Below are 22590 nucleotides of genomic sequence, written 5' to 3'. Positions count from 1 at the left end.
CATCATTAGAAATTTACACCCGCGAGGCATTTCCCGAAGATTGGGCAAGGAGTCAAAATAATTTGGGGAATGCCTACAGCGACAGAATCAGAGGGGAAAAAGCTGAGAATCTGGAACGGGCGATCGCTGCTTATCAAGCATCATTAGAAATTTACACCCGCGAGGCATTTCCCGAAGATTGGGCAAGGAGTCAAAATAATTTGGGGAATGCCTACCGCAACAGAATCAGAGGGGAAAAAGCTGATAATTTGGAACGGGTGATCGCTGCTTCTTTGGCATCATTAGAAATTTACACGCGCGAGGCATTTCCCTTTGAATGGGCAAGGAGTCAAAATAATTTGGGGAATGCCTACTTAGACAGAATCAGAGGAGAAAAAGCAGAGAATCTCGAAAGGGCGATTGCTGCTTCTCTGGCATCATTAGAAATTTACACGCGCGAGGCATTTCCCTTTGAATGGGCAAGGAGTCAAATTAATTTGGGCATTGCTTACAGGAACAGAATCAGAGGGGAAAAAGCTGAGAATCTCGAAAGGGCGATCACTGCCTATCAAGCATCATTAGAAATCTGCACCTGCGAGGCATTTCCCTTTGAATGGGCAATGACTCAAAATAATTTGGGAGCTGCCTACTTATACAGAATCAGAGGGGAAAAAGCAGAGAATCAGGAACGGGCGATCGCTGCTTCTTTGGCCTCATTAGAAATTTACAACCGCGAGGCATTTCCCCTTGAATGGGCAAGGAGTCAAATTAATTTGGGGGAAGCTTACCGCAACAGAATCAGAGGGGAAGAAGCAGAGAATCTGGAACTGGCGATCGCTGCTTCTCTGGCATCATTAGAAATTTACACCCGCGAGGCATTTCCCTTTGAATGGGCAAGGAGTCAAATTACTTTGGGTATTGCTTACGGCAACAGAATCAGAGGGGAAAAAGCAGAGAATCTGGAACTGGCGATCGCTGCTTTTCGGGCATCATTAGAAATCTGCACCCGCGAGGCATTTCCCTTTGAATGGGCCATGACTCAAAATAATTTGGGGAATGCTTACAGAGAAAGAATCACAGGGGAAAAAGCAGAGAATCTGGAACTGGCGATCGCTGCTTATCTAGCATCATTAGAAATTTACACCCGAAGGGCATTTCCGCTCTACCATACTGGAAGCTTATGTAATCTCGGACTTGCCTACCAAGATAATTCCCAACTCCCAGAAGCTTACAATACTTTTAACTCTGCCATTGAAACTGTCGAATCAATGCGGAGAGAAATCATTATCGGCGGCGAAGCCGACAAGCAGAAATTAGCTGAAGAATGGAATAATCTTTATCATAACATGGTAGAAGTTTGCCTAGAAATGGGAAACAATACTGCCGCCCTAGAGTACGTCGAACGCAGCAAAACCCGCAACCTCGTAGAATTATTTCACAAAGCCCGCAGCAACCGAGAAAATTTACAGCCACAACCTATTAGTTTTGCCAAAATTCGCAGTTTATTAGTAGAATTGTTTCACAAATCCCGCAGCAACCGAGAAAATTTACAGCCAAAACCTATTAGTTTTGCCAAAATTCGCAGTTTATTAGCTGAAAATGAAGCAATTTTAGAATGGTACATTACCTTTAACCACTTTAAAGTTTTCATTATCGCCCGCGACTCCACCCAACCCGATATCTGGCAATCTTCCTCTGAAGACTTGGAAGCATTAGCAGAGTTTACGGGGGAATATATCGACGGCTACATCGAGGAAACCGACAACTGGAGAAACCAGCTAGAAACCCGCCTGGAAAAATTAGCCCAAATTCTCCACATCGACGAAATAATTGCCCGCCTCCCCGAAAACTGCCAAAAATTAATATTAGTTCCCTTCCGATATTTGCACTTGTTACCGCTGCACGCATTAACTAGCAAAAGGCTAAGGCAGAATGCCGAAGAAACTGGAAGTCTCCTCGAACTTTTTCCCGGCGGCGTGAGATACACTCCCAGTTGTCAGCTATTACAATTATCTCAGCGGATAAATCCGACTGGGGAAGAGTCATCACCCACAAGATTGTTTGCCATTCAAAACCCGACAGAAGATTTAGACTTCACCGACATCGAAGTTGAAGCAATTGCCAAATTCTTTAATCCTGCCGAAGTTTTGATTCGAGAAAAGGCAAGCAAGACAGGATTGCAGCAACAGCTTGAAGCGTTGCACAATGCCGACATCGCCCACTTTTCCTGTCACGGCTTTTTCGATTTTTCCAATCCTCGGAAATCAGCTTTAATCTTAGCAGGGGCGAAAATTGCCACCGATAACGTTGACTCAGAGAACAAAAGTTATATTCGTTCCCCCCAAGACGAATTGTTGGACATTGAAAAATGCCTGACGCTGGAAGAAATCTTTGATTTGCCGCTGAGTAAGTGCAGTTTAGTTACGCTTTCCGCCTGCGAAACTGGGTTAACGGATATTGGAGATAGCACTGATGAGTATATCGGATTGCCTAGCGGTTTTTTATATGCCGGGGCAACGAGTATAATTAGCACTTTGTGGACGGTGAATGATGTATCTACCGCGATTTTGATGATTAAGTTTTACGAACTTTTGCTGTCTGAAACTCGCCCGCCTGTGGCGATTGCTTTGCGCGATTCTCAAATGTGGCTGCGGGATGCAACGGTGCAAGATTTGGTAGATTGGGCCGAGCGTTCAAAGTTACTGGATAGTGAAAGTAAAAACAGGATTCAAAAGAATTATAAACGCGATTACGATGATGACGATCGCCCTTGCCAATCCCCTGTATACTGGGCGGCTTTTTGTGCCGTTGGACAATAACCCAAAGGTTTTTTGCATGAGTGGGGGCGGGTTTATTAGTTGGTTGGTTTGATTTATAAATCTCGGCGAACCCGCCCCTACAAATTTGTTAAAATTGGGGATTTGATATTGTAAAAAATAGATATAATTGCTGTAGGGGCGGGTTCGCGACTGTCTGTGAAACCACACCGTAAATCTCAAAAACCCGCCCCGGCATCGTGGGTGGGGGCGGGTTTATTAGTTGGTTGGTTTGATTCCAAAACATCGGCGAACCCGCCCCTACAAATTTATCGGAATAGGTGATTTTATGAACTTAAAACCTCCCCAACTAATTTTCGGAATTGTCCCGTTTGCAAATTTAAGCTGAAACGATCGCCCTCCATTAATTCAATTACTAAGTTATCATCGCTCGCCGAAAATTGTTCGGGAACATCGGGCAATCCGCGATTAAATCTGAGGGAACCATTCGAGTTAAATAATAATATCTCATTTTCAGTCAAAACAGCAGTTACTTTGTGAATAACAGCCATCTGAATTAAATTACCCGTCAAAGGCATTGCCAGACAAATGCGGCCGCTTTCCAGGCAAATAGCTACTAACTGCTGTTCAATTCCCATCCATAGCATCTTTTTCTCGTGAGAATGCTCGATGCTTAACTCAACTAATTGACCCCGCCAACTCAGTCCGTAACATCCCAAAACTTCCCCCAAGTCAAGGCAAGCAAATGTTTGAGCGTATTCGTGGCCAATAATTTGCCGAATGCCTGGAATTTTGTCGAATTCTGATTTGCTAATAGTTTCAATTTTCATGGTAGCTGGTTATTGATAAATTAACGGTACAATTGAAGTAACTTGAGGATTTGCATCTAAGTCGCCTTCAGGATAAAAATATCGAACCACAATCGCCCCCGGTTTTTCTCCCCCTCTCAATTCTACTTTACGAGAAATGTTTGCGCCATATTCGTTAATTGTTCGATCGCCTTCAACTTCTGGTGCATTTAATCCTTCGGCCAATATTTCTAATAGCTTTTCTTTCCCCCCAGATACTTCGTCAATTCCTAGCGTTCTCAAATCTCTTAAATTATCTAAAGACCGCCTAGTATTTGTGGGAGTAGAGGTGACGCGACCAAAAAAGAAGTCAAATTTACTAGATTTGACCGTGAATCCCGCACCTTGAATTACTTCATCACTTGAGGTCAATGCTTGCAACTCCTAAAAAAATTGACACTAAATTGTCTCCGATGGTATCATAGAATTCACATAGAGACAATGCTCGAACAAAAATCCTAAAAATCTCCAAATTCAATTAACACAATAGAAAATCTGCCATGAATGACGACCAACGTTATATATCAGCATTTCTGCAAGTTTTTGAGACTAAAGCCGAATTATTAGAGGATGTGGGAGCAGTAGAAGATTTAGCAAACCTCAACCAGATGATATCTCAGATGGTTGATGAATCTGATGAGGAAGTAGCGGATACTATTGGGATATGGTGCAAAAAATATCCTAAAATCAGAGATACCCTCCGTTCAATTATTAATAGAAAACCAGAACCCCAACCCACCAAAAAAGAAGAGCAAGAACCAAAACTATTAAACCGCTATCCAGAGTTACCCGAAAGCCTCAAAAAACGCCTCCCCAATTCACAGCCACCGCGCCAATAACATGAGCGACAAAATTTCTGCCCCCAATGTCTATTTATATGCTTTCCAACTGTACAATGACAGTCAGGGCAGCAATAATCCTCTGTGGAAACACTGCGACAATATCCTCGCCAACTTCACCGATAAACAGCTAACATCCAACCTAGTTTTCCCGCAAAATTCCCACAGCTACCGCGAGGATTTGTTGCAAACAGTCGCACTACGATTTAACAGCAATCCGCCCGTAGAAGGTTTTGCCCAACCGCTACAAATTCAAGACAGCTATGCTTTCTGCTTAAATATAGGTTGCCCGGAAGACGGCACTGCTGATAATATAGATGTCGATCTAATCCAGCAATTCAACCCAAATCAAGCCTTACTCATCAGTGGAGATGATAACTTTTTAGGTCAAACTCTTCTGATTACCGCATGGCTTCCCGAAAACTCACCAAATAATTTAGATTCCCTCAAACCCCTCGCCGATAAATGTCGCGATGCTTTATTTCAGGGCGACTCGCCGCCTGTATTTTACCGAGCGAGTAAACTGTTCGGTAGTCCGATTTTTGAATACGGTTCAATTAGCGATATTGCGAATTACCGCCACCTGCTTGTCTGGCTGCTTTCCGACAAACAAACCGACAAGGATTTTAACACTTGCCAGGAAGAAATACTCGACCTACTATTTCACCGCAACAAAATTATCAAAGCTTTTCAAGACAGCCGCCAGATTTACCGCGAACTCGATCGCGAATACCGCATCATTGAGAAAAATATGGAGATTTTGCAGGCTCAATTTTCCAGAGGAACTGTATTAACTTCCGCCCAATTGCAGGAATTTCAGGAACAGTTAAAGCAACTCTTCAGCAAAGCAGTAACTTATACTCGCCTGCTGCGGAAACTCGAAGATTATGACAATACAATTGCGCTAAATCTTAACAATTACACTGACATTTTGTCGAAAATTTGTGATATACTAGGAATTGATAAGGAAGAACTATCAATATTAAATAACTTCAGTAGAAAAACTGCTCCTTATATGCGATCGCAAATTGCCGGAGACTTAGGATATTTCCGACACGGAACAAGCTTAATCGAACAGGCGATCGCCTCAATTCGCGGCATAGTAGAAATAGAACAAGCCAGGAGCGATCGCACCAACCAAATCGCACTCCGCAACAGCGAGATAGCAGAGAAAAATCGGGAAGATCGCCTAGAAAGCACAGTACAGGCGATCGGCGTCGGTTTAGCAGCCGGCGGCATCGCAGCCTCCAGCGGCACAGACAAAGTATTCCAGACAGTGCAAAACCATCAAATCCCAATTTTAATGCAATGGCATCCCTTTCTATTTTCGTTTGCCTTGAGTTTTGCGATCGCTCTTTTCGCAGCCGGCATCACTTGGTGGCGCACTAAACCGAAAAACAGTTGACAGTTGACACTTGACAGCGAGCTTTTTAAGGCTGGGATTTAGATCGTTGCCGATCGCTCGAATTTCAACCAAGAGTATCTTAAATCAAAATAACGTGTCAATATAGAAATGTGACATTCAATTCTATTCTTTCCTCATGGGCAAACAGCGCGTTCTTTCTGGAGTTCAGCCAACCGGCAATCTTCACCTCGGCAATTATCTCGGTGCCATTCGCAACTGGGTAGAAAATCAAAGTCAGTACGAAAATTACTTCTGCGTAGTCGATTTGCACGCAATTACCGCACCGCACAATCCAGCAACTCTAGCCTCCGACACTTACACGATCGCCGCACTGTATTTAGCTTGCGGCATCGATTTAGAATATTCTACTATTTTCGTGCAATCCCACGTCTCGGCGCACACAGAACTAGCATGGCTGCTCAACTGTATTACGCCGATTAACTGGCTCGAAGATATGATTCAGTTTAAAGAAAAAGCAGTTAAACAAGGCGAAAATGTCAACGCCGGTTTGCTAAATTATCCGGTGCTAATGGCAGCAGACATTTTGCTTTACGATGCCGACAAAGTGCCAGTGGGAGAAGACCAAAAACAGCATTTGGAACTCACCCGCGATATTGTCATCAGATTAAATCACCAATTCGGTACACCCGAAAAGCCAGTATTGAAACTTCCCGAACCCTTAATTCGGACTGACGGTGCGAGGGTGATGAGTTTGACAGATGGCACGCGCAAAATGTCGAAATCAGACCCTTCCGAACAAAGTCGAATTAATTTATTGGATTCGCCAGATACGATCGCCAAAAAAATCAAGCGCTGCAAAACAGATGCCGTGCGCGGTTTGACTTTTGACGACCCCGATCGCCCCGAAGCTAGAAATTTGCTGACACTTTATCTCCTGCTTTCCGGCAAATCTAAGGAAGAAGTAGCAGCGGAGTGTGAAAACATGGGTTGGGGAGATTTTAAACCCTTGCTGACAGAGACGACAATTAATGCGCTCAAACCAATTCAGGATAAATACAAGGAAATAATGGACGATCCGGGATATTTAGAGTCTGTACTACGTCGCGGCAGAGAACAAGCAGAAGCTATTGCTAATCAAACTCTAACTAAGGTTAAGACAGCTTTCGGTTATTCTTTACCTGTTTAGTTGTTAGTGGTTAGTTGTTATTGGTTACTGGTTAAGAATGACCACTGCCAACTACCCACTAACAACTGTCAACTGTCAACTGTCAACTAACAACTGTCAACTGTCAAATAACAAATAACCCATAACAGACAAATAATCATGAACCGTTTTCGCACAGCCTGCACCACCCCCGGAGAATTTATAATTACCGCCGAAGTTGCCCCCCCAAAAGGCGGCGACATGACTCACACAATTCAAATGGCTGAACGCCTCAAAAACAGAGTGCACGCCATTAATATCACCGACGGAAGTCGCGCAGTGCTGGGAATGTGCCCCCTAGCAGTTTCGGCGATTTTAGTGCAGCACGGAATTGAGCCAATTTGTCAAGTTGCTTGTCGCGATCGCAATCAAATTGGCCTGCAAGCCGATCTCATGGGAGCTCACGCTTTAGGCATTCGCAATGTATTAGCACTTACAGGTGATCCCGTCAAAGCGGGCGACCATCCTAAAGCAAAAAGTGTATTCGACTTTGAATCTGTACGACTGTTACAAGTCATTCAAAAAATGAATGGCGGCAAAGACTGGAATGACAAACCTTTAACAGACGGATTTACCGATTTATTTGTCGGTGCTGCCGTCGATCCGCAATGCCCCAGTTGGTCTGGTTTGCAAAGTCGATTTGAGAAAAAAGTAGAGGCTGGAGCACAGTTTTTTCAGAGTCAATTAATTACAGATTTTGAAATTTTGGATAAGTTCATGCACCACGTTGCTGCAGGCTGCAACAAGCCAGTTTTAGCAGGAATATTTTTGTTTAAATCAGCTAAAAATGCTGAATTTATTAAAAAATACGTGCCGGGAGTTCACATTCCGCAAGAGACGATCGACCGTTTGGCTAAAGCTCCAGAACCCTTGCAGGAAGGCATAAAAATTGCTGCCGAACAAGTCAAGCTAGCGCGGCAGATTTGTCAAGGAGTTCACATGATGGCCGTCAAACGAGAAGATTTAATTCCTCAAATTTTGGATTTGGCAGGAATCGAACCACTGAGCTAAAATTAACCGTTGGGGCGGGTTTTACCAACTATCAATGCCTAACATTAACGATCTTATAAACCTGCCCACCCCCGCGCTAGCATTTTGAAGATCAAACTGTAGGGGCGGGTTTGACCAACCATCAATGTATAAAACTAATGAGTTCGTAAACCCGCCCTCCCCCGCTGTAGATAATCCAATAACTTCTGAGTTTGATTAATAAACTACTTTGAAAAATGCTCGATCGACTAAACGGTTATGAAATAGGAGCAACTGGCAATGACTGACTCAGAAATTCTTAATTCTGATACCATCAAAACACTAGAAACTACCATATCAGAAGTGACAGTTTACACCGATCGCGCTTTGGTGACGCGCCGCGGTACGGTATCTCTGACGGGAAACGAGCGAAAATTGGCGATCGTCTCTCTCCCCGCAACCCTCGAAACAGAGTCAGTCAGGGCCACGGGTGCGGGTACAGTTGCTGTGCGATTGCTGGGAGTACGCAGCGACAGAGTGTTTAGCAGGGAACCTGTAGCGGATGGCATCGCCGAATTAACCCAACAGATCCAAGAATTAGAAACCCAAAAAGTGGCAATAAAAGACAAGTTAGTTGCCCGAAGAATTCAACTCAAATTTGTCGAAGATTTAAGCGAAAAAAGCGTCGGTTTCTTTTCCAGCAGCATCGCCAAACAGCAGGTAGGTTTAAACGAAACTGGCGAAATGCTCAACTTTTTAGGAACCAATTACCTAAAATATGTAAGTGCGATCGCGCAGCACGAAAGACAACAGCACGAATTAGACAATCAAATACAAGCTTTACAGCACCAGTTACAACAAGTAAAGACTCCCCATTCCCAGCAAAGTTTTAAAATCATTGTCGCCATAGAACCAAGCGGCAGCGGCAACTTTGAACTAGAACTTTCCTATGTAGTAAAGCGAGCATCTTGGACTCCCATTTACGACTTGCGAGTCAATACCACCAACAACCAAATTAATCTCCATTACCTAGCCGATGTCAAACAAAATACAGGCGAAGATTGGACAGGAGTAGCGCTGACATTATCTACAGCAAAACCCGGATTGGGAAGTCTCCCACCACAACTAAAGCCTTGGTATATCGAGATCTTCGAGTTAAAGGAACCCGCTGGTCGGGGCTCGTCAGAGGATGATTTATTTGACCTAGAAGAGATCCTAGAAGAAGGTTATGCAGGCAATTCATTCCGCGGTGGAGGACGGCGCATAGAAGCTGAAATAGCAACAGCTCAAGTATCCAGAGAAGGCGGCACAGTCTCTTTTCAAATAGCCGGAAATACCAATATTCCCAGCGACAGTTCGAGGCAGAAAGTGACTATTTTTAGCGAAAATTATCCCTTTCAACCTGAATATATTGCAGTTCCGCGCTTAGTCAGTTTTGCCTATTTGCAAGCAGTGGTTGTGAATCCGCTGACGGGTGCAACTCTGCTTCCCGGTAAAGCAAATATCTTTCGCGACAACACTTTTGTCGGCACTGTGCAGTTAGAAAATGTTTCCCCCGGCCAAGAATATAAACTGAATTTAGGAATAGATGAAGGGTTAAAAATAGAGCGGCAATTAGTGGAAAGACAAGTAGATAAAAAACTTATCGGCAATCAGCGGCGCACGAGTTACGCCTATCGTTTGAGTGTGACTAACCTGCGGCAGGTGCAGGTACACCTGACACTACAAGAGCAATTGCCAGTCAGCCGCAATGAACAAATTAAAGTGCGATCGACTCTCACTAATCCGAAGATAGTAGCAGGTGAAATGGGACTGCTAGAATGGATAATGTCTCTGCCTCCGCAAGCCAAGCAAGAGTTATATTACCAGTTTGTTGTCGAACATCCTCCCGACTTAACAGTCATCGGTTTAGATATTTAATATTAAGTCGATCAAAACTTGTTTTTAGTCAGGACTTTAGTCCTGATTCGTCACCACGGATGAGGACTGAAGTCCCGAAAAAATATCAAATTTACCTGTAATTGGTAAACTGCAAAGCCATCGGATAATCTTCTTGTTTCAACCGTTGAATTACCAACTGCAAATCATCCTTATCCTTAGCCGAAACGCGCACTGCATCACCTTGAATCGAACCTTGAATCTTTTTAAACTCATCTCGAATTAATTTAGTGATTTTCTTGGCAACTTCCTGGTCAATCCCTTTTTTCAGTTTGATTTCTTGGCGTACTCTAGTACCACTAGCAGCTTCAATTTTCCCATAATCAAAAATTTTCAGAGACAAATTGCGCTTGGCGGCTTTAGTTTGCAAAACAGTGTGAATTGCGTCGAGAGTAAATTCGCTGTCCGTATTGACAGTAATGGATTCTGCACCCAATTCTACGGTAGTTTTGGTATCTTTCAAGTCGTAGCGGCTTTGAATTTCTCGCGTTGTTTGGTCAACAGCGTTAACTAATTCTTGCCGATCGAACTCGCTGACAATATCAAAGGAATAACTAGCAGCCATAAATTAGTAATTGGTAAGGGGGCATTGGCAAAACAGGGCATTGGGCATTGGGCATTGGCGAAACAGGGCATTGGGCATTAACAACTAACCAATAACCAATAACCAATAACCAATAACCAATGACTACTGAAAATTAGCCGTTAACAGCCATTAAACTGAAATAGAATAAAGAAACAGTGCAAGAAGAACTAATCGCAAACATGAGCGATCGCCCCAGCGGCACATTCAGAATATAGAAAACCGAAAACAACAACCGGGCGATCGTAAAAGCGATCGCAGCCCAACCCGCCGGTTCGGAATCTACCCCCGTCACAAAAGCCATCAAAGCCGCCGCTGAAAACAGCATAAACGTCTCAAACGAATTTTGGTGAGCCCAAGTTGCCCGCTGAGCGTAAGCAGGCAACCTCTCAAACATAGCGCGGGGGGCTGCTCGATCGTAGCCTAGCTGCAAGCGGGCGAACGCAACCACCAAAAACGGTGCGTAAACCAGCGCAGCAGCAGCTGCAATACAATCAAGCAGAATAACCGACACAGGTAATCCCAACAGCATCATCCGCCTCGCAGTTCAATCAAAATAGAACAGAGTAACCACCTTGCGCTGTTCCTCCGCATCCTGGCAAGTTTTCAGCAAAGTGTGGCTTTCGTGAAAAGCAAAACATATCAGTTGCTGGCAGCGAGAAATAATCTCCTGATTGCACATGGCGCTTGCTTCCGGGAGAGACAAGCTATCATTTTTGGGATTTTCTACCAAATGTATCACTTGTTCGAGTTGGTCGCGAGACTCCCGAGGCTGGCGACTCATGCTTTGTGGCAAAATCACCGTCAGCAGATTAGGATCTGCTCGCATTGCCCCCCGAATTGCTGCTGAATTGGTGCCTGTAGCGCCAGAAGTGATGAGCTGATTGCCTCCCAGAACTATGGCGTAGCTCAGCATCTCAATTAGCTGCTGGTGGGTAATAGGAACGTGGCGAGAACCCAAAAGAGCAATCCGCTTGGAGCTGGTTTGCTGGATCGCCGCTAGTTCTTGTAAAAAATCATCTACTCTGGGTAGCTCAATTGATTGACTCAAAGAATTTATTAAATTAAATAAAACTACGTTGTGGATTTTAGCAGACTCACTAGCCATTGCCGCCAAAAAGAAGTTAAGAATTGCTGATTTACCGGATCAGACTAGAGGATGGGGAGATTTGAGGAAGCCAGAAGGCAGAATGTCTTCCGACATTGGCCAGCCGGAGCTCAAGGTAGAATTCAAGAAAAATTGAGAATTTAAGAATTTTAGCTTTTTATTTATTTAAACAAAAAGTTCTCTCTGCCGAATACCTTCTTCCCTCAGCTCCGGCTCTCTTCTTAATGGACTCGATCGCTCAGCCCCAAGGATGCCATCATGCCCTCAAGGTCAAAATGTTCTGCCATTAGCTGAGTAACGCATTCCACCTTGATCGGTTCGTGCAGGCGCACGCTGCCAAAGGTGCTGTCGATAATTTCCACCGTGGTTAAGGTATCCAAATCAACAGACAAAACCGGAATTTCCATTTCTTCTGCCCTGCCAATCACCAAGGGAGAAGGAGGCAAGTGACCTGTCAAAATCAAGCACTGAGTCGAGCTTTCCAGAGCCGCTAGCTGAATGTCCGTGCGATCGCCCCCCGTCACCACCGCCATATTTCTCGCTTTGCGGAAATACTTCATAGCCGAACTAACATTCATCGCGCCAATTGTCAAGGTTTCCACCATCAAGTCCAAACGGTCTTTACGGCAGAGCACATCAGCTTTCAATTGGTGCACCAATTCTTTGACGCTGACACTTCGCAGCAAAGCACTTCTCGGCAGCATTCCCAAAACTGGAATACCCGCAGCCTCCAGAAAAGGCCGCACAGTCGCCGTTACGGATTCGAGTTTGTCCGAGGGAACGTCGTTGAGTACCACGCCCAGCAACCGCGAACCCAAACGCTGTTTAGCAGACAGCAAATCGTCTACATACAGATCGATCGGGCGGGCTACCAACAGCACAGAGGCATCAATTGCCTCAGCGATTTGAGCCAAAGACAAGTCAAACAGACTGCCTTCCTCCAAATTAGCTGGGCCTTCTAACAGCGCCAAGTCTCCGCTGGGAGCTTGCAAATATTGCGCTAAAGACTGGCGGTAATCTGTCTTGTCTTCTCCCCGCAAACGCTTGTGAACCGTCTCTTCATCCAAATACAGCAATGTTGACGGCATCTGACTTTCTGAGAGATTCAGCGTCTCTACCGCGAACCGCACGTCTTCGTCCTCGATCCCAGCTCCGGGCGAGCTGAAACAGGTTCCCAGAGGTTTGCCGTAGGCGACGGCCAGTCCTTTTCCCCGGAGTCCGAGTGCCATCCCCAGGGCGATGGCCGACTTGCCACTGTAAGCTTTTGTGGAACCGATCAGCAAATATTTAGTCAATTTTGGTACGCCTTCAATCCTCAATTTGCACCTGTCTATTTCAATAAATTTAGTTTTTTCTACAGTATTTCTGAACTGCGACTCAATTTGGCAATACTATTATACTCGATTTTGTCGCTTTTGGGCAAATTGTTTTTTTGCGGAAAATTTTTATTCACCTGTTCGCAACCCTTTTCTTCCCATTCTTTTTACTTGATTTTGGGAAAGCAGTTTTTAAATTGTTTGTTTTACCCGCAGTTTTTGATAAGTATTTATCGCCCATGATTCCTTTAAAAACACATTTTAATGGTAATATTTTTAGGCATTGGGATTGCGTAGCTGAGATATCAACCTCGAATTTTATCGAGTAAAAATAACACGGCAAAAATGGTTCACCTTACCTTAAAAGCCTACTTAGAGGGTTGAAAATAGTTTTTCTAGTGGCTAAATAGAGAATTGTATAGGAAGAGAACAGGGAGCATCTCATATTTGTAAAAATACTTCTTCTGGCTCCTTCCTTCTTCTGGCTCCTTCCTCCTTCCTCTTTCCTTCTTCCTCTTTCCTTCTTCCTCTTTCCTTCTTCCTCTTTCCTTCTGCCTCCTGCCTCCTGCCTCCTGCCTCAAAACTCCAATTTCTAGCGGAGGGCTGCAAAGGTGAGATGCTCCCAGAGAACACGCTGCTTGCCTAAGCAGTTTTGCATATAATTAAAAATGGATAGGTTGTATGATTAGTTATTCATTATTAGTGCGATCGCCCGCGTTCTAACTGAGCGGTGGCACTGCCAGCAATAAGCTGCTTAGAATCGGGATTATAGCTTCTAAACACATAAATTGTCGGGCGGCGTGGGCTGGAATTTCGGCAGCCCCAAGGCTGATTGCGATGCTAGGCCCGATCGCAGTTCAATGGCTGTAGATTGAGTTTCCTTGAGCGGATCTGCAGCCCTTTCCTCTCAGCTACCGAGTCGCAAAATTTGAACAAAATCGGACGGCGCGATTCGCCTCACGGCGATAGCTTCGCTCGCGCGTACTCGCACAGTACCAATGTCTGAAATAGGCTTTTGGGCTTGTCCCACAACAACTACAGCAGTTTTCAATTGGATGAAATACAGGTAGGGACTAAGGCTTTGTCTGAGTCCCTACGCGAAATCTGTATCACGCTCAACTGAAAACTTCAGTAGATTTACTTTACCAATGGGGATAAGTGCTGACCCCCAAAGGGATTATTGAGAATGATCCAAGAACTCAGTTACTATCCCGCTTCTCAAATAGGACTGGCGCACCAATCATGTAATGTTGCCGTCGTGGCTTTACACTATTGGTGCGCCATTTATAGCGCCCGTCAATCGATTTTAGATTTTAGATTTTAGATTAAAGAATTGAAGAAAGCAAGCCCACTGATAAATCCGGGGGCTGGCGATCGGGAGCGAGGAGCTTTTTTCTAGATCCACGAATCAATCCGGGGGCCCCGGATTAAATTGCTTGATTGTCAATTGCCGACTTTCGGGAGTGTGGCTGCGGTGAAAGTTATTCATCCATTCGCATCAGCTTGCGGTAAAATGTTTTAGAAAAATCGACGGTACGAGTTCGCTGAAAAGTCAGGAGAACCTCAATTAAGCAACTAACAAACTCAGAGCTTTGCATAGTCACTTCGTAGCTGAGTTCAGCATTGCCGTCAAACAACACCCGACAGCGGGTTAAGTCGATCGGCAGCGACGAGATATTCCAACTAGCGACAAACGGCACGCTGTCCCCGCCGTCAATTTTTCTTGCTCCCTCCAAGCTTTTGAGCTTGTAGAGCGCAATCGCGTGCGGCAAAAACTTGCGCCTGGGCTCTTGACAGAAAGGCGCGTAGACTTTCACTTCTTTGTCGTCGGCTGGCTTGAGTTGAGGAATAGACATATTTCCACCTCAGACAATTATTACTAACAGATAGTTTAGATCCCCAGAAAAAACTAGCAGATATTCCAGGTCGATCGCAAGCAAAAGTCAACCCAAATACTCTATGCAGTACCCGTTTACCAGGGCCGTACAAGCACCTAACCCGCTGGTAGTCCTCCCGTCCGCTTTCGACAAAAGCCCAGAAACTGATACAGTAGATGCTTATATCTAAAATCAAAAACTATTGGTGGTTGAATCAAGTAACCTATGCAGGAGAGTTCTTGGCCAGAAAACGACGCTCGCAGCGAGCTTAACTTAGACATCTCTGATTTAGCTCAAGAAGAGCTCAAGAGTTTGACCTCGCACTCGAAGCTCAGCAAAGTATTTGCTATACCAGACATTGGCGACAAGGTGTTTGACGCGGAAACAAAAGCAGAGCTCCCGGTTGCGGTGTCTGTGCCGGGAACTCCCTCTTTTCCTCAAAATCTGTACCGGGGACGGCGCGGAAAAGCCGCCGCAGTGCTGACTGCGATTTGGGCCGGCACGATCGCCCTGCACTTGATTTCTTGGGGTGCGTGGGTAGTGTGGGGGTTGACGGGATTGCTGTGGATGCAAGCATTTCGAGTTTTGTTTGCCGAACCCAAGCCCGCACTGCCACCTCTTGCCGATGAAAGTCGAGAGGATTGGCCTTACGTGTCGCTGCTGGTGGCAGCGAAAAATGAGGAAGCGGTGATTGCCAGATTCGTAGAATCCATCTGCAATGTAGATTATCCGATCGACCGCTACGAAGTTTGGGCGATCGACGATCACAGCAGCGACGGCACACCGCTAGTATTGGAACAGCTAACCAAAAAGTACCCCCAGCTCAAAGTATTTCGCAGGGGAGCAAATGCCAGCGGCGGCAAGTCGGGAGCCCTGAATCAAGTGTTGCCGCTGACTCGCGGGGAATTTGTCGGAATATTTGACGCCGACGCGACGGTAACGCCGGATTTGCTGCGCCGGGTGCTGCCAGTGTTCCAAGGAGAAAAGGTAGGCGCTGTGCAAGTCAGAAAAGCCATCGCCAATGCTTCGGTAAATTTTTGGACTCGTGGCCAAGAAGCAGAAATGGCTCTCGACAGTTTTTTCCAGCAGCAGCGGATTGCGATCGGCGGCATTGGAGAATTGCGCGGTAACGGCCAATTCATGCGCCGCACTGCCTTGGAAAGCTGCGGAGGCTGGAACGAGGAGACGATTACCGACGACCTGGATTTGACGGTGAGGCTGCACCTAAACCGATGGGACATTGAATTTCTCCCTTTCCCAGCCGTGTCAGAAGAAGGAGTCACTAACGCTCGCGCCCTGTGGCATCAGCGCAATCGCTGGGCAGAAGGTGGCTATCAGCGTTATCTTGACTACTGGCGGCTAATTTGGCGGAACCGCATGGGAACTGGGAAAACTTGGGATTTATTTGGATTTTGGGTATCTCAATATTTCTTACCCACAGTAGCCCTACCCGACTTTGTGATGTCAATTGCGCTGCGCCGGATGCCGATCGCCAGTCCCATAACTTTTATGACCCTTACCTTGTCGGTGGTGGGAATGTTTGTCGGTTTGCGCCGCACTCGCAAAGAGACCAAATTGGACGTAAGGCGAGTTTTTCTCACCTTGCTGCAAACGCTGCGGGGTACTGTGTATATGTTCCACTGGCTGCTGGTAGGGACTGTGACGGCTCGGATTGCGGTACGGCCCAAGCGGCTCAAATGGGTCAAAACCGTCCATCAAGGCGCTGTTAATAGCATCAAGTAAACAATTCGCAGAAATATCTCGGCACAGTATGGCCGAACGTCCGAAGATTTTCTGAGACAAAAAAAACACCAACGCTCGCCAAATATCTCCCCGCCAGAGCCTAAGAGTAAAATTTGGCAATTCCGAGAAAAAAACACTTTGAAACAGCTTAGGTAATAGGTAATCGGCGAGCGGTAATAGCGAATAAGTAATCGGCAATACAAAAGTCTAAAATTAAAAGATAAAAGCGAGAATTTTTAACTTTTAACTTGACAAAAAACCAATTACTATCTATTAATTATGAATTGCCAATTAGGACGAATTGCTTGTTGCCAACTACCCGTCACCCGTAATTGATAAATGGATTTGTTAGAGTACCAAGCTAAATCTTTATTTCGCCAGATGGCAATTCCGATTTTGCCGTCGCAGCGGATTGACAATCCCGCCGACCTCAAAGGACTGAAAATTCCTTACCCCGTTGTACTCAAATCGCAAGTGCGGGCTGGGGGACGGGGCAGGGCGGGGGGTATCAAGTTTGTGGAAAATACGATCGATGCAGTAGCAGCCGCTCAAACAATTTTTAATTTGCCGATCGAGGATGAATATCCCCAAGTCCTGCTGGCAGAAGCAAAGTACAACGCCGACCAAGAATTGTACTTAGCGGTACTCCTAGACCCCGTAGCACGACGCCCGGTGCTTCTGGGTTCGAGCCAAGGAGGTATGGATGTCGAAGGGTCGATCGAGCAAATGCAGCAAGTTGCCGTAGATCAAGAATTTTCCCCATTCTACGCGAGGCGTCTCGCGCTGAAAATGGGATTGCAGGGAGACTTGATTCAATCGGTGAGCACCATTGTCGAAAAAATGTACCGGCTGTTTGTCGAAAAAGATTTAGACCTAGTAGAAATCAATCCTCTCGGCATCAGTCCAAGGGGAGAGGTAATGGCTTTAGACGGTAAAGTCACCGCCAACGACGATGCCTTGGGACGACATCCAGATTTGGCAGCACTCTCGGAGAAGAAGCTCTTGGGCGGGTTGGCACGGGAAAGAAGAAGTCCCCATGCTGGGGGCGATCGCTCCCATTCCCAGTCCAAGGTTCAGCAGTCGCCGGAGTTTGACCCCAAATCTAAATCTTCAATCTCGAATTCCGAATCCGTGCAATTAATCGAACTAGACGGGAATATCGCGATTTTGTGCAACGGAGTGGGCCTGACAATGGCAACTTTAGATGCTGTAACCCACCAAGGAGGAAAACCAGCTAATTTTGTGAATATTGGTTCCCTAGACCGCTACTATGCAGCAAATGCCCTGCGCGATCGCACGGAGTTGGGTCTGGAGTTAGTCGCTCAGGATAAAAGCGTTAAGGTGATACTTGTAAATATTTTGGGCAGCGCCTCCAAAACCGAGGAAATAATCGCTGCAGTAGCCGGCTATTTGGAACGGAAAGCTCGCGCTAACCGCCACATCCAAGTTGTGCTGAGGCTGGTAGAGATCGATGCTGATGCTGTTAAAAAGCGTTTGGGACAGTTGCCGGTGCAGCTAGCTAGCACTTTGGATGAGGCCGCGGCCGCTTCTGTATCCTCCGCCAAGTAGCGGCAGTCGATCGGCAAAAAACGAGATTTCGGTACAGATGAAGGCCTTCTGCTTTTTACAGATCGAGTGTCAATTGGGAAAAAATGAATTTAACTCCTGAAAGCAAAGTCCTAGTACAGGGCATTACAGAATCTCCCGCGTCCACCCGCGCCGCCCTGATGATGAAAGCATACGGCACGAATGTAGTTGCCGGTGTTAGTCCCGGTCGGGGGGGGCAGGAAGTGGAGGGAATTCCGATTTTTGATTTGGTAGAACAAGCAGTGGCGGCAGTGGGTCACGTTGACACTGCGGTAATTTTGGTAGACGCTTACTCGGTGCTGGATGCGGCTCTAGAAGCGATCGCGGGAGGAATTCGGCAAATCGCGATCGTCACTGGGGGAGTGCCTCCTCTGGATATGGTGCGCTTAGTCAGAAAAGCAGAAGCCACCGAAACTTTGGTAATCGGGCCCAACAGTCCGGGGATTATTGTGCCCGACAAACTGCTGCTGGGAACTCACCCCAAGGAATTTTACACTCCCGGCCCGGTGGGAGTAATCAGCCGCAGCAGCACTTTGACTTACGAAGTTGCCCTAGAACTGACGGAGGCTGGGTTGGGACAGTCGATGGCGGTTTGTATTGGCTGCGACGCGATTGTCGGTTCTTCTTTTATGCAGTGGCTGCAAATTTTGGACGAAGACGACAGTACGGAAGCGATGGTTTTGGTCGGGGAAGTTGGCGGGTGGAGTGAACAAGCTGCTGCTTCTTACATCGCCTCGGCGATCGACAAACCCGTGGTTGCTTATCTGGCCGGCCGCTACGCTCCCAAGGGGCCGTCTTTGGGCCACGCCGGCATCCTGATCAGTTCTCGCGCGGCTGCCCAGAAAGCCTTTGGAGTTTCGGCCCCAAACAAAATGGCTGCCTTTGAAGAGGCCGACATACCTGTGGCCGCTCGACCTTCAGAGATTCCTAAGTTGCTCAAAAAATTGCTCAAGAAAAATTGATTGGTTTGGAGTTTCCACAAAAGTCCTAACCCTCTTGAGGGTTGGGATAGGGGTAGGGCGGGGGCGGGTTTGCTCTCATATCATTTCCGGTTACACTCATACATGATGTTGACGGTTGACTGTTGACGCCGTGAACAGTGAACAGTGAACAGTCAACAGTGAACAGTGAACAGTGAACTCGGATTTCCTATTCCGATGCTAAGGGATTGGATATCAAAAGTGTCTGCAGAATGCCACAACAGCCGCTTCAACCCGCCTTTAGGACATTTTTATGATTTTTTTACCAAAGCCCTCTGACAGGCGTCACCGGCTGCGGTGCGGGTGCTGGCAAGGGGGCGGCGCGGCGCGGCGCTGGAGGCGGAGTTGTTGGCTGCACGCTGCGGCGAGGTTCGATCGGACTTTCGGTGGGAGTTGTTTCAGTTGTGCGAGTTGTCGATCGCGTCACATCTTCAAGCAGGCTTCGCAGAGTTCCGGCTATACTCTGAACTTTCCCAACAGTGGTGCGAAGGCTGGCAACATCTACGTAAACCTCGTTAAGAGGATACTTTTTCAGGATTTCCAGCAGCGATACCTTACCGTCGTCCCCGGCAGCCAGGATCACCGCTGCCCGCAAAGCTTTCCCGCTTTCTGTGCGGCGCTGAGTCCGAATTGCTTGACCGATGTCGTCAGTGATTTTTTCTCCGGGAGTGCTGTAAACTACCCTCGCCAGATTAGCAGGCTTTAAACCAATTTCTAAACCCATGAACCCCCGCAGCATTTGCGCGTCCATTTTGGAGAACCGGATAATTTGTTGGAGGGTTGGCGTCGTCGTGCCGTTTTTAGCAAAGTCTTCTAAGTCGCTGATATTGATGCCTTGTCTGATCGGGCCAAATGTGAGGACAACTTTTTCGGCCCCTAATGCTCTACTGCTGCTAGATAATATGCTCCCGCTTGCTCCTAAAAGTAGGGCAATGCCGATCGATACAAATTTTGTTAATTTCATATTCACCGCTAGATTAAAATTATTTTTTCGAGATTTGTACATTTTTGTACATTATAGATGCAGCAGTTATATTCTACAATGTCGCCCGTGTAATTTGTGCCCGCGTCACACCCACCATCTCGACCGAGACTTTTTTTCGTTCTTGACTTTAAAAATAAGTTACCACATCTGCAGAAATCTGTTCGCTTCTATTCCTTCTGCCTTCTACCTTCTACATCTGCAGCCTTCTATATCACAGTGTCTTCCGCCTTCTACATAAGTGCCTTATAAAAATTCTAGGAACCGCCCTGACGGGGAGGACTTTCTTAATTGCACAAACATAAGGGTTCGATTGCTTCTTCTTTCTCTCTTAGACAACTAAATCCCTCTTCCTTCTTCCGACTTCCTTCTTCCGACTTCCTTCTTCCTTCTTCCTTCTTCCGACTTCCTTCTTCCGACTTCCTTCTTCCGACTTCCTTCTTCCGACTTCCATCGGACTGACATCCGTTACATCCGTTACATCCGTTACATAATCCGTTGCCGAACTTCCTTCTTCCTTCTTCCCTCTTCCTTCTTCCCTCTTCCCTCTTCCTTCTTCCCTCTTGCTTCTGCTATATGTTGAAAACCAAGCGCAAATCCAAGAAATCCAAACACAATCACAGCGAAAAAACAACAGCGCTAAGCAAAAAAGAAGTAGCTGCACAAAAACGCAAAATTTCAGAAAAGCGCAATGAATTGGTGCAGGCGATCGCCATAAGCTGCTTAGTCAGCGTTGCTCTCAGCATTCCCCTGTTGTTCGTAGCCCGCCCTAAGATTGCTATTGCAGGAGGCGCCGCCGCAGCCATCTTGCTGCTTTCCTACAAATACCCCCGTCAAGCTTTGTGGACTTTTCTAATTTACCTGCCTTTCAGCGGTACAATTACCTACGCAGTTGGCGGCGGGAATGCTGCATTTCAAGTAGCCAAAGATGCTTTCTACATACCAGCCCTCATCGGCCTAATTCAAAGCTGCAAAAAGAAACAGTTGCCCATGTTCATTCCCAAACAAATGCTTTCTACCTTCAGCATCCTGTTGATGATGGCAATGCTGACTTTAATTTTTGTCAACGGGGAGATGCAGCTCAACCCTAGGGCGGGCGACAAACCAATTCTGCAAGGAATTCTCGGATTAAAAGTATTGATAGGTTACATACCGCTGATTGCTTGTACCTATTATCTGCTCCGCACTAAGAAGGATTTGGTATTTTTTAGTCGAATGCACATCGTTTTGGCGATCGTTTGCTGCCTTCTCGGTTTGATTCAGTACCTGTTGCTGCAAAGTGGAAAGTGTGCCGGAACCCGAGGAATGACCGGAGCAGAATTATATAAAGCAACGCTGCAAGCTAGATGTTTTGTCGGCGGTTCTTTGGTGTTCAGTCCAGAAGTCAAGATGGTCCGCTTGCCGGGAACTTTTGTCGCGCCTTGGCAGTGGGCCTGGTTTTTAATTTCTAATGCTTTTTTAACCTTTGCCTCTGCCTTTTGCGATCCTTCATTCTGGTGGCGAGTTATCGGTTTATTGGGCATGGCATTAGTATTTGCCAATGCAGTTATTTCCGGTCAAAGAGCTGCTTTAGTTATGGTTCCCCTTGCTACAGCAATCCTGCTAGTTCTCACCGGTCAATTAGTTAATTTAAAACGATTTATTCCCATCGGTGCAGGACTGGCGATTCTGCTGTTTGTCGGTGCAGCTATTAACCCGGGAATTGTCGAGCAGCGGTGGGAGAGTTTTCTTAGTCGCTGGAATGCTGCACCGCCCCAGCAGTTTCTCTTTAATCAGTTCGAGCAAAGCCACAATTTTATCATTGACAAACCTCTCGGTAAAGGTGTGGGACGAGCGACTAATTCAACGCGAATATTTGGTACCACGCAGCTAATTGAAACTTTCCAACCTAAGTTAATCTACGAACTCGGTTATCCGGGAATGATTAGTTTTCAGATCATGCTTTTACACTTAGCTTTTCTAACTTTTAGAGCTTACCGATCAGTCAAGGACAAAAGTTTGCGGAGTTACGGAGCTAGTTTTTGGGTGTTTGTTGCATTTATTACGATCAATACTCAATACTATCCGCTGGATGTAGATCCAGTGTCCGTGTATTATTGGGTTTTAGCTGGGGCGATTTTAAAGTTGCCCAAAATTGATAAACAGGTGCAGGATGAAAAACATCAGGAAGTTGAGTCAAATGAATTGCAAGTTCACCAGGCATTAAATGAGAAAAAAATTATTGCATCTTCCCCAATTTGAGAAGAGTTTTGAGTGTTGAGTTTGGTGGATTCTTTCTTGTTCAGTAACCTGCTTTCGCTCCGGGGTAATGCCAATATAGCCCAATACGCTTGGGCCCGTGGAAAATTGTAGCGAAAATGTTGGGCGGAGTGAAACGGAGGGTTCGTTCCACTCCGCCCAACCTACGCACGATCGGTTTTTTTTAACACTAACCCAAGCGTATTGCAATATAGCAATCCTCGCATCAGTTGTAAAAATATGTAGCGGTAGTGCT

Annotated in this window: 21 protein-coding genes; 11 read left to right on the top strand and 10 right to left on the bottom strand. The window is 46.1% G+C overall.

Going from position 1 to position 22590, the window contains the following annotated elements:
- Window positions 1-2798 (top strand): CHAT domain-containing protein (locus tag QUA00_RS19215; RefSeq protein WP_333410818.1); only part of this gene is annotated, 2798 nt, incomplete at its 5' end.
- Between the two features lie 284 nt (window positions 2799-3082).
- Here QUA00_RS19215 and QUA00_RS19210 read toward each other — a convergent pair.
- Both QUA00_RS19210 and QUA00_RS19205 read right to left on the bottom strand, forming a co-directional pair.
- Window positions 3083-3586 carry a hypothetical protein gene (locus QUA00_RS19210; protein ID WP_333108020.1) on the bottom strand — a complete coding sequence of 168 codons (504 nt, stop codon included), beginning with the start codon at window positions 3584-3586 and terminating at the stop codon, window positions 3083-3085.
- 9 nt (window positions 3587-3595) lie between these two features.
- A complete protein-coding gene (locus QUA00_RS19205) occupies window positions 3596-3976 on the bottom strand; it encodes a hypothetical protein (RefSeq protein ID WP_333410817.1) in 381 nt (126 codons plus the stop codon).
- A 128-nt stretch (window positions 3977-4104) separates the two neighbouring features.
- Between QUA00_RS19205 and QUA00_RS19200 the strand changes: the two genes are divergently transcribed.
- The 5 genes from QUA00_RS19200 to QUA00_RS19180 all read left to right on the top strand — a co-directional run bounded on the left by QUA00_RS19200 (window position 4105) and on the right by QUA00_RS19180 (window position 9902).
- Window positions 4105-4443: a hypothetical protein gene (locus QUA00_RS19200; protein WP_333140929.1), complete on the top strand. Its 339-nt coding sequence runs from the start codon at window positions 4105-4107 to the stop codon at window positions 4441-4443.
- A gap of 1 nt (window position 4444) precedes the next feature.
- Entirely contained in the window at window positions 4445-5848 is a 1404-nt protein-coding gene (locus QUA00_RS19195) for a hypothetical protein (protein WP_333410816.1), read from the top strand.
- 136 nt (window positions 5849-5984) lie between these two features.
- Window positions 5985-6995: a tryptophan--tRNA ligase gene (gene trpS / locus QUA00_RS19190; protein WP_333410815.1), complete on the top strand. Its 1011-nt coding sequence runs from the start codon at window positions 5985-5987 to the stop codon at window positions 6993-6995.
- Between the two features lie 138 nt (window positions 6996-7133).
- Window positions 7134-8024 carry a methylenetetrahydrofolate reductase gene (locus QUA00_RS19185; RefSeq protein WP_333410814.1) on the top strand — a complete coding sequence of 297 codons (891 nt, stop codon included), beginning with the start codon at window positions 7134-7136 and terminating at the stop codon, window positions 8022-8024.
- Between the two features lie 258 nt (window positions 8025-8282).
- The gene (locus tag QUA00_RS19180; RefSeq protein ID WP_333410813.1) at window positions 8283-9902 is read left to right on the top strand and encodes a mucoidy inhibitor MuiA family protein; all 1620 of its coding nucleotides are present in this window, start codon (window positions 8283-8285) and stop codon (window positions 9900-9902) included.
- Window positions 9903-9993: 91 nt separating this feature from the next.
- Here the strand turns inward: QUA00_RS19180 and QUA00_RS19175 are convergent, their stop codons facing one another.
- From QUA00_RS19175 to QUA00_RS19165, 3 genes are all read right to left on the bottom strand, one after another.
- Window positions 9994-10485: a YajQ family cyclic di-GMP-binding protein gene (locus QUA00_RS19175; protein WP_333102569.1), complete on the bottom strand. Its 492-nt coding sequence runs from the start codon at window positions 10483-10485 to the stop codon at window positions 9994-9996.
- Between the two features lie 133 nt (window positions 10486-10618).
- Window positions 10619-11035 (bottom strand): MAPEG family protein, encoded by a 417-nt coding sequence (locus QUA00_RS19170; protein WP_333102629.1) that lies wholly within the window; start codon window positions 11033-11035, stop codon window positions 10619-10621.
- Between the two features lie 15 nt (window positions 11036-11050).
- Complete coding sequence (locus QUA00_RS19165; RefSeq protein ID WP_039887610.1) at window positions 11051-11554, bottom strand: hypothetical protein; 504 nt, start codon at window positions 11552-11554, stop codon at window positions 11051-11053.
- Between the two features lie 28 nt (window positions 11555-11582).
- On the opposite strand from QUA00_RS19165, the gene QUA00_RS19160 reads away from it, so the two are divergent.
- Entirely contained in the window at window positions 11583-11747 is a 165-nt protein-coding gene (locus tag QUA00_RS19160) for a hypothetical protein (RefSeq protein ID WP_333181088.1), read from the top strand.
- Between the two features lie 85 nt (window positions 11748-11832).
- Here QUA00_RS19160 and QUA00_RS19155 read toward each other — a convergent pair whose 3' ends face one another.
- The 3 genes from QUA00_RS19155 to ebsA form a co-directional block, all read right to left on the bottom strand.
- On the bottom strand, window positions 11833-12930 hold the full coding sequence (locus QUA00_RS19155; RefSeq protein WP_333102570.1) for a phosphotransacetylase family protein: 1098 nt from the start codon (window positions 12928-12930) through the stop codon (window positions 11833-11835).
- Window positions 12931-13368: 438 nt separating this feature from the next.
- Complete coding sequence (locus QUA00_RS19150) at window positions 13369-13536, bottom strand: hypothetical protein (RefSeq protein ID WP_333410812.1); 168 nt, start codon at window positions 13534-13536, stop codon at window positions 13369-13371.
- Window positions 13537-14408: 872 nt separating this feature from the next.
- Window positions 14409-14783 carry a type IV pilus biogenesis protein EbsA gene (gene ebsA / locus QUA00_RS19145; RefSeq protein WP_333140917.1) on the bottom strand — a complete coding sequence of 125 codons (375 nt, stop codon included), beginning with the start codon at window positions 14781-14783 and terminating at the stop codon, window positions 14409-14411.
- 246 nt (window positions 14784-15029) lie between these two features.
- Between ebsA and QUA00_RS19140 the strand changes: the two genes are divergently transcribed.
- The 3 genes from QUA00_RS19140 (at window position 15030) to QUA00_RS19130 (ending at window position 19096) form a co-directional block, all read left to right on the top strand.
- The gene (locus QUA00_RS19140) at window positions 15030-16547 is read left to right on the top strand and encodes a glycosyltransferase family 2 protein (RefSeq protein WP_333410811.1); all 1518 of its coding nucleotides are present in this window, start codon (window positions 15030-15032) and stop codon (window positions 16545-16547) included.
- A 339-nt stretch (window positions 16548-16886) separates the two neighbouring features.
- Window positions 16887-18116: an ATP-grasp domain-containing protein gene (locus QUA00_RS19135; protein ID WP_333410810.1), complete on the top strand. Its 1230-nt coding sequence runs from the start codon at window positions 16887-16889 to the stop codon at window positions 18114-18116.
- Between the two features lie 83 nt (window positions 18117-18199).
- Window positions 18200-19096: a CoA-binding protein gene (locus QUA00_RS19130; RefSeq protein WP_333410809.1), complete on the top strand. Its 897-nt coding sequence runs from the start codon at window positions 18200-18202 to the stop codon at window positions 19094-19096.
- A 280-nt stretch (window positions 19097-19376) separates the two neighbouring features.
- On the opposite strand, the gene QUA00_RS19125 is transcribed toward QUA00_RS19130, so the two are convergent.
- Together QUA00_RS19125 and QUA00_RS19120 are read right to left on the bottom strand one after the other, a co-directional pair.
- Window positions 19377-20078, bottom strand: a complete 702-nt coding sequence (locus tag QUA00_RS19125) for an alpha/beta hydrolase (protein ID WP_333140907.1) — start codon at window positions 20076-20078, stop codon at window positions 19377-19379.
- Between the two features lie 349 nt (window positions 20079-20427).
- Window positions 20428-20760 (bottom strand): hypothetical protein, encoded by a 333-nt coding sequence (locus QUA00_RS19120; protein WP_333410828.1) that lies wholly within the window; start codon window positions 20758-20760, stop codon window positions 20428-20430.
- Here QUA00_RS19120 and hpsL point away from each other — a divergent pair.
- Window positions 20673-22337, top strand: a complete 1665-nt coding sequence (gene hpsL / locus QUA00_RS19115; protein WP_333410808.1) for a hormogonium polysaccharide biosynthesis protein HpsL — start codon at window positions 20673-20675, stop codon at window positions 22335-22337. The two genes, QUA00_RS19120 and hpsL, sit on opposite strands and share 88 nt — an antisense overlap.
- The last annotated feature ends 253 nt before the right edge of the window (window positions 22338-22590 follow it).

Source organism: Microcoleus sp. T2B6 (genome assembly GCF_036700475.1).
Taxonomy (GTDB): Bacteria; Cyanobacteriota; Cyanobacteriia; order Cyanobacteriales; family Microcoleaceae; genus Microcoleus.
The sequence above is the reverse complement of the archived record's forward strand: the minus strand, read 5'-3'. Positions and strand labels throughout refer to the sequence as shown.

Excerpts from the sequence above, each read along its gene's own strand:
- QUA00_RS19130 (WP_333410809.1), top strand. The coding sequence starts at position 18,200 with ATGAATTTAACTCCTGAAAGCAAAGTCCTAGTACAGGGCATTACAGAA.
- QUA00_RS19195 (WP_333410816.1), top strand. The coding sequence starts at position 4,445 with ATGAGCGACAAAATTTCTGCCCCCAATGTCTATTTATATGCTTTCCAA.
- ebsA (WP_333140917.1), bottom strand. The coding sequence starts at position 14,783 with ATGTCTATTCCTCAACTCAAGCCAGCCGACGACAAAGAAGTGAAAGTC.
- hpsL (WP_333410808.1), top strand. The coding sequence starts at position 20,673 with ATGTTGAAAACCAAGCGCAAATCCAAGAAATCCAAACACAATCACAGC.
- QUA00_RS19210 (WP_333108020.1), bottom strand. The coding sequence starts at position 3,586 with ATGAAAATTGAAACTATTAGCAAATCAGAATTCGACAAAATTCCAGGC.
- QUA00_RS19135 (WP_333410810.1), top strand. The coding sequence starts at position 16,887 with ATGGATTTGTTAGAGTACCAAGCTAAATCTTTATTTCGCCAGATGGCA.
- QUA00_RS19170 (WP_333102629.1), bottom strand. The coding sequence starts at position 11,035 with ATGCTGTTGGGATTACCTGTGTCGGTTATTCTGCTTGATTGTATTGCA.
- QUA00_RS19175 (WP_333102569.1), bottom strand. The coding sequence starts at position 10,485 with ATGGCTGCTAGTTATTCCTTTGATATTGTCAGCGAGTTCGATCGGCAA.
- QUA00_RS19180 (WP_333410813.1), top strand. The coding sequence starts at position 8,283 with ATGACTGACTCAGAAATTCTTAATTCTGATACCATCAAAACACTAGAA.
- QUA00_RS19125 (WP_333140907.1), bottom strand. The coding sequence starts at position 20,078 with ATGAAATTAACAAAATTTGTATCGATCGGCATTGCCCTACTTTTAGGA.
- QUA00_RS19185 (WP_333410814.1), top strand. The coding sequence starts at position 7,134 with ATGAACCGTTTTCGCACAGCCTGCACCACCCCCGGAGAATTTATAATT.
- trpS (WP_333410815.1), top strand. The coding sequence starts at position 5,985 with ATGGGCAAACAGCGCGTTCTTTCTGGAGTTCAGCCAACCGGCAATCTT.
- QUA00_RS19140 (WP_333410811.1), top strand. The coding sequence starts at position 15,030 with ATGCAGGAGAGTTCTTGGCCAGAAAACGACGCTCGCAGCGAGCTTAAC.
- QUA00_RS19200 (WP_333140929.1), top strand. The coding sequence starts at position 4,105 with ATGAATGACGACCAACGTTATATATCAGCATTTCTGCAAGTTTTTGAG.